The organism is Acutalibacter sp. (genome assembly GCF_056800975.1).
The window spans coordinates 24,934-32,088 of record NZ_JBQISV010000019.1; the positions used below are offsets into that span (position 1 = coordinate 24,934).

The window sequence follows — 7,155 nt, forward strand, 5'->3', positions numbered from 1 at the left end:
CCCTTTCAACACGGTATTCAGGGCCGGCAGGGGCCTGTTACAAGATGCCGGCAATCCGGCCGCACAGCTGGGCGTGGGCCTGCAGCAGGGCGGGGTGGCGTTCCCGGATAAAGTCCCCGTCGCCTCTTTTCCCGGCCAGCTCCAGCTCCTTTGCCTGGGCGGAGAGCGCCTCGGCCCCAATGGTGAGAGAGGTGCTTTTTAAGGCGTGGACCTTCACGGCGTACTCGGGCCAGTCGCCGCTTTCATACAGCGCGGCAATTTCCTCCCGCTTGGCCTGGCCCTGGCCGGAGAACATCCCCAGCATCTCCCGGTAAAAGTCCTCGTCTCCGGCGCAGTAGTCCAGCCCCAGCTGCACATTGACCCCGGCCTGGGCCAGGGCCCCAAAGGGAGAGGCCTGAGCCTGGGGCTCTGTCTGGGGGGCGGCGTCCGCTGCGGGCGCAGAGGGCTTCTCCTCCGCCTTCACAGGGGCGGGAGGGGGGGCTTGCAAAAGACCGTCCCCGGCGGCGGCGTCCGGAAGGGCCGGGTCCTGGCCGGGGCTCTGGCTGTATTGAATGCAGCTTTTGGGCAGCGCCTTGCGCAGCACCCGTTCCAGCACTGTGCGCTCGATGGGCTTGGGGACAAACTCGGTAAAGCCCTCGTTGCGGAACATCTCCCGCGCGCCGCTGACCGTGTTGGCGGTCAGGGCAATCACCGGCAGGTCCTGATACATGCCCTCCCGCAGCTCGCGGATGCGCTTGAGGGTCTCCACCCCGTCAAAGCCGGGCATCATGTGGTCCAAAAAGATGATGTCATAGCTCTCGCTTTCGCAAAGGGCCAGGGCCTCTCTGCCGCTCAGGCAGGTCTCCACCTCAATGCCATAGGTGCCCAGCACGCCCTTTGCCACCACCAGGTTCATCTCCTCGTCGTCCACGGCCAGGGCGCGCACGCCCACGCAGGTAAAGGGCCTGCGGCCCGCGGCCTGGTCCTCGGCAAAGCCCCGCTCGCTCAGCTCGCCGTTGAGCAGGTTGGCCACGGAAAGGGCGGAGAAGGGCTTGTGGATCACCAGCAGCCCGCTTTCGCTGTCCAGGGTAAATTCCCTGTCCGCAATCACAATCACCCGCTGGGTCTGGGCCAGGTCCTCAAAGTATACCCGGTTCTCCTCATAGTCCGGCTGGGTGATGAACACATGGGTAAGGGCATAGCTGCGCTGCAGCCGGAGCAGCCCCTCAAAATTGTGGGCTTGATAGCCCTTGACGCCCAGCCCCTGCATCAGGCTGAGAATCAGCCCGTCGTAATAGCCCTTCACCTCGTCGCTGGTGTATTTGTCGGGCTTAAACAGACACCCGATGCACAGCTGGTCCGCGTGGTTCAGGGCAATGCAGGGACGCCGGTCCACCACCTTCTGGGGGATGACAATGTGGGCGTGCAGGCCCTCCTTGGTTTTGCTGGAAAAATGAATGAAGCCCCCCATGGCGTTGAGAAGCCCCCGGGCAATGGGAAGCCCCAGCCCCAGGCCCCCCGCAAAGCGGCTGCTGCCGCTGTCCGCCTGGTAAAAGTCGTCGTACATTTTGGTGAGCTGGGCGTCGGTCATGCCGATGCCGGTGTCGTGGATGTCAATGACCAGGTTGACCCCATACGCCTCCTGACGGTATCCGATGCGGACGTTCACGCCGCCCTCCTCGGTGAACTTAATGGAGTTCTCCACCAGAATCTTCAGCACATGAGAGATCTTCTCCGCGTCGCCAATGAGAACGGCGGGCACCTTGGGGTCAATGTCAAACACCAGCTCCAGGTGCTGGCGGTTGGTTTGCAGGGCGGTGGAGGTGATCACGTCGTTGAGCACCGAGGTGATCATATACTCCTCCTTGGCGGGGGTCAGGGTGCCGGCCACAATCTCGGTGTAGTCCAGCATGTTGTTGATCTGGCTGGACAGGCGCTTTCCCGCCAGCTCGATAGAGGACACGTCCGAGCGGACGTCCGGGGCCAGCTCTTTGCCCAGGGCCACCTCGCTGATGCCGATGACCATGTTGATGGGGGTGCGCAGCTCGTGGGACACATTGGACAAAAACACGGCGTTCTGCTTTTCCACGGTGCGCATCTCCTCAAACAGGCCCTCATACCACTTCTTCTGGGCCATGCGCCGGTTAATCCAGTATCGGGCCAAGGCCGTGCCCCCAAACACCACCAGGGCCCCCAAAGCCAGGCGCAAAAGGTCCTGAGGCTCCATAGCGGGGGTGATGGTGCCCAGAATAAAGGCGTGGTACAGCATCGCCAGCACATACAGGGCGGCCGTGGCGTGGAGAATCCATTTTTGGTTGAGCACAAACAGCGAGAAGACCATAATGCCGGCCATAGCGGGAATGTCGAAAAGGCTGGTCTCGTGCACGCTGAAAAAGAAGAATTGCAGCAGCAGCAGCCCGCCGCACAGGGTCTCGTACAGGGTGTTGGAGCCGATTCGGCCGATATGCAGGACCCACACGCACAAGCAGCCCGCGGCCATCAGGGGCACAATCCACAGCTCCCACCCCATAAAAACCGTGACAAAATTAAGTATTCCGCTGAAGACGCTGGTAATTACCGCCAGCAGCAGGTGCATGCCTGTCCGTTCGTCCGCCCTCATTGCTTTTCCAGCTCCAAGGCGACCCGCCTGAGCAGCTCCTGGGGCTCGAAGGGCTTTTTCAGGTAGTTCACCGCTCCCAGCCGAATGGCGCTGACCACGTCGTCCTCCAGCCCGGAGGCGGTGAGGAAGATGACGGGAACCTCTCCCACCTGCTCCTTCATGCGGCGGAAGGTGACAAAGCCGTTCATTTTGGGCATTTCAATGTCCAGCAGAACCAGGTCCACATGGTGCCGCTTCAGCATGTGCAGGGCCTCCATGCCCGAGGTTGCCAAAAGCACGTCATAGCCGTCCTTCCGCAGAATGATCCTGGTCCTGCTCAGGTTCATCTCATCGTCGTCCACCACTAAAATACATTTTTGCAATTTGACTGCCTCCCTGTTTGATAGGATATTTTTCAGCAAACATACTTGGCTATATTATAAGGGAAACTCCATAGAAAATCAAGCTCATATTTCCTTTTTGAAACATGCCCGCCGACCTGAAAACAGAGGGGAGCTTCCGTCTCCGGGCAGGGGAGGGGGAGCGTCCCTTTCCCGGATTTTATGCGGGGGGGGGATATCATCCGGCTGCTCCGGGGAAGAACCGGGGCCCTGGGAGAGGCAGGCGGACGCGCCGGCCCGCCTTTGAAAGGCCCCTGGCCGTGCATCAAATGAAATGCGCGGTAGGACAGGCCGCGTCTCAGGAGTGTCAAAAACGAGGCGTTTGTAAGCAAGGCTTTGGTGAAGCGTTCCGAAAAGCGTCGTCCGCCTTTTCCATGGCGGCAGAGTTTTTAAGGGCAAAGCCCCCAAGCCGCCTGGGGCCGTCCCGCCGTCATGCGCTCTTTCTTTCGAGTATGCCCCCAGGGGAGGGGAGCCGCCTCTTGCCACTCTCGACAAAATATGATATAATGTGTTCTGCCGAACACAGGGAGAAGCCCTGAAGCGCGAAGCGCTTCTCCGAGTAGAATTCTGATTGAATCAGACAAAATTCATCCCTCCGGTCCGGTCCGGCGGGGGACGTGAGGAGAGTGCCCTATGACAAAGGAAATGCTCGACCAATATGCGCGCATTCTGAAGGAGGAGCTGGTGCCCGCCATGGGCTGCACCGAGCCCATTGCCGTGGCCTATGCCGCCGCCCTTGCCCGAGAGACCCTGGGGGAGCCGCCCCGGCAGGTGCAGGTGCTGGTGAGCCCCAATATTCTGAAAAACGTGAAAAGCGTGGTGGTGCCCCACACCCAGGGCCTGCGGGGCATTGCCGCCGCAGCAGCCGCCGGTATTGCCGCAGGAAGGGCCGGCAGAAAGCTGGAGGTCATCTCGGAGGCCACAGAGGAGGACATTGCCCGGGTGCGCCGGTATCTGGACAGGGTCCCCATTGCCGTGGGCTGCTCTCAGCGGGAGTGGCTGCTGAATATCCAGGTCACGGTCCGGGCGGGAGAGCACAGCGCCTTTGTGGAGATTGCCGGCTCCCACACCCATGTCATTCGGGTGGAGAGGGACGGGGAGGCCCTGGCGGCGGAGGACTATGAGGAGGCCGGCCCCGAGCCCACAGCCTGCAGCGGTCTGACTGTGGAGGGCATTGTGGACTTTGCCGGGCAGGTGGACCTGGACCTGGTGGCCCCCACTTTGGAACGGCAGATTGCCCTGAACACCGCCGTGGCCCAAGAGGGCCTCACCGGCAGATGGGGCGCGGGCATTGGCAGAATTCTGCTGGACGCCTATGGGGACCAGGTGCACAACCGGGCCAAGGCTATGGCCGCCGCTGGGTCCGACAGCCGGATGAGCGGCTGCGAGCTGCCGGTGGTCATCAACTCCGGCAGCGGCAACCAGGGCCTCACCGCGTCTCTGCCGGTGATTGTGTACGCCGAAGACATGGGGGCCTCTCACCAGGAGCTGCTGCGGGCTCTGGTGGTGTCCAACCTGGTCACCATTCATCTGAAGGAGGGCATTGGCAAGCTCTCCGCCTACTGCGGGGCCACCAGCGCCGGGTGCGGGGCTGCGGCGGGGGTCTGCTACCTGATGGGCGGGCGGCTGAGTGAGATTGCCCACACCATTGTCAACGGGGTGGCCATCAACTCGGGGATGATCTGCGACGGGGCCAAGCCCAGCTGCGCGGCAAAAATCGCCTCGGCAGTGGAGGCGGGTCTGCTGGGCCTGCAAATGCAGCGCCACGACGCCCAGTTTTTTGGGGGCGAGGGCATTGTCACCAAAGGGGTGGAGGCCACCATTCTCAACGTGTGCTCTCTGGCCCGCAACGGCATGGCCTCCACCGACAAGGAGATTATCCGCATGATGACCTGCGAGGGCTGCTGAGGGAATACCTTTTTATATAGTGCAAGGGGTAGACATTCTCTGCCTGCTCCTGGGAGAAAAATATTATTTTTTTTTGTTCCGTGTTCGCCCGACAAAAGCGAAGCACGCCGTCTGCCGAAAGAAAAGCTTTTTCAGTCTTGGTATATGGGGGGACATACAAGGCCCCTTCCTCTGAATTTGACAAAAAAGCCCCCTTGCGAAACAGACGCCTTTATGCAAAATTGCGCGGTCAAGGGGCGTCAGGCCCCTTGCGGGGTTTGGGGCGGAGCCACAAGGTCTTGCCGTAGGGCGCGGCCTTTGCGCCCGGAGGCCTTTTATTACTCAATATATTTATTATCTTTTTGTTCCGTGTTCGCCTGGCAAGAACGAAGCACGCCGTCTGCCGAAAGAAAAGCTTTTTCAGTCTTGGTATATGGGGGGGGGGGGACACATAAAGCCCTTTCCTCTGAATTTGCCGGCAGCGTACAGGCCGCTGTTTGACCTGCGGTCAAAGGCGCTAAGTGCGGCGGCGCAGCTCTGCCCCGTTCTCTACTGAGATTTGGGAGCGAGGTTCTGCCTCGCTCCTTTGCTGTCTGCGCCGCCTTTTTAAGGTCAAGGTCGCCTCCGGCGGCCAGGGACTCTGTCCCTGGACTCTGCCAGGGGCCTAACGCCCCTGGACCGCGTAATTTGCTTTCCTTAGAGGTTTCAACACACAAGAGTTCGCGCTATTTGCTTTCCCTGCTGCGGCCCGCTTGACATTTCCGTTTTTCCATGCTATCCTATGAAAATTAGGACTCCGAGGTCGTCTGCCGGGGGTGGGAGCCGCCGGCAGACCGAAGACAGGAACAGGCGGCTGAAGCCCTGCTTTCAGCCGGCGCCCCCCGGGGCGTGTGAGAATCCCTGGCGGTCCCGCCGCCGTGTGGACGGAGTCCCCCCTGCCGGGCCCTTGGGCCCGCGGCCGCGTCCAGCCCAGCCTCCCTCCCCTCCAGCCCGGAGAGGGGGCCGGGGCCGTCGGCCGGCCACTGGCTATGCGCCGGGAAGGCTGCGGGGTGGGCAGAGAGGTCCGAGCCGGAAGACTTGCCCGGAGGGCCGCCGGGAACGCTGCGGGTGCTCAGCGGACCCGGCAGGAGCGTGAAAACCGCGCTCTTTGACCCCGCGTGTCGAGGGGGTCAGGCCGGCCTAAAAATTATTTTTTAGGAGGCTTTTTCAGTATGAAAACAAAAACCAACGGCTTCGCGGCCCTGGCCCTGTGCGCCCTGCTGTTCTGCCTGGCCCTGGGCGGCTGCGGCAAAAGCGGCGGCAGCGGGGGAGAAGTCAAAAGCTTTACCCTGGCGGTCACCCATGCCGACGGCTCGGTGAAAAATTTTGACCTGAGCTCGGACAAGGAGATGCTGGGGGACGCTCTGGCGGCGGAGGGGCTGATTGAGGGCGAGGAGGGCCAGTACGGCCTGTTCGTCACCACGGTAGACGGGGAGACCGCCGACAGCGGGGCTCAGCAGTGGTGGGCCCTCACCGTAGACGGGGAGACCGCCACCACCGGCGTGGACTCCACCCCCATTACAGAGGGGGCGGCTTACGGCCTGACCCTGACCGTGGGCTATTGACATGCGCAGGCCCCTTTTCACCCTCTGCCTCACGGCCATGATGGGGGTGCTGCTCACGGTCTCCAAAGAGGTCATGGCCTTTCTGCCCAATTTTGAGCCGGTGACTCTGCTGGTCATGCTGTTCACTTTGGTGTTCGGGGGGGCGGCCTTAGGGGCTGTGGGGGTCTTTCTGACTTTAGAGGGCCTGCTGTACGGCTTTGGGCTGTGGTGGGTCATGTACCTGTACATCTGGCCCCTGCTGGCCCTGCTGACTCTGCTGCTGCGCCGGTTCGGCTGGGACCGGGCCTGGCAGTGGGCGTTGGCCGCAGGGGTTTTCGGGCTGGGGTTCGGGGCGTTGTGCTCGCTGGCATACCTGCCCATAGGCGGGCCGAAGATGATGCTCACCTGGACGCTGGCGGGCCTGCCCTTTGACGCCATACACGCCGGGGGCAACTTTCTGCTGATGCTGGTGCTGTACCGCCCCCTGCGGCGGGTGCTGGAACGCCTGCGGCGCACCGGCGGCGCGTGACGAAATAAAACAAACCAGCCCGGTCGGCGGGCATGTCGTTGCCGTATGAACGATACCCGCCGCCGGGCCTTTTTTTGACTGCGGGGCTACTTCCCCTGGGCGCGGTAGATTGTGTCGCCACAAACAGGGCCGGTACAGCCCACAAGTACACCAATAGCTGTTAGGTAAACATAGAAA

General features: G+C 61.9%; 5 protein-coding genes. 3 read left to right on the top strand and 2 right to left on the bottom strand.

Annotated features, from left to right (window positions below):
* Positions 1-37: 37 nt before the first annotated feature.
* Positions 38-2,599: a response regulator gene (locus ACTO5E_RS03720; RefSeq protein ID WP_482301677.1), complete on the bottom strand. Its 2,562-nt coding sequence runs from the start codon at positions 2,597-2,599 to the stop codon at positions 38-40.
* On the bottom strand, positions 2,596-2,961 hold the full coding sequence (locus tag ACTO5E_RS03725) for a response regulator (protein ID WP_482301678.1): 366 nt from the start codon (positions 2,959-2,961) through the stop codon (positions 2,596-2,598). Before ACTO5E_RS03725 ends, ACTO5E_RS03720 begins: the two co-directional genes overlap by 4 nt.
* Before the next feature lie 651 nt (positions 2,962-3,612).
* Here ACTO5E_RS03725 and ACTO5E_RS03730 point away from each other — a divergent pair.
* The 3 genes from ACTO5E_RS03730 (at position 3,613) to ACTO5E_RS03740 (ending at position 6,978) form a co-directional block, all read left to right on the top strand.
* Positions 3,613-4,887 carry an L-cysteine desulfidase family protein gene (locus tag ACTO5E_RS03730; RefSeq protein ID WP_482301680.1) on the top strand — a complete coding sequence of 425 codons (1,275 nt, stop codon included), beginning with the start codon at positions 3,613-3,615 and terminating at the stop codon, positions 4,885-4,887.
* A 1,190-nt stretch (positions 4,888-6,077) separates the two neighbouring features.
* Complete coding sequence (locus ACTO5E_RS03735; protein WP_482301681.1) at positions 6,078-6,470, top strand: DUF4430 domain-containing protein; 393 nt, start codon at positions 6,078-6,080, stop codon at positions 6,468-6,470.
* A 1-nt stretch (position 6,471) separates the two neighbouring features.
* On the top strand, positions 6,472-6,978 hold the full coding sequence (locus tag ACTO5E_RS03740; protein ID WP_482301683.1) for a hypothetical protein: 507 nt from the start codon (positions 6,472-6,474) through the stop codon (positions 6,976-6,978).
* The last annotated feature ends 177 nt before the right edge of the window (positions 6,979-7,155 follow it).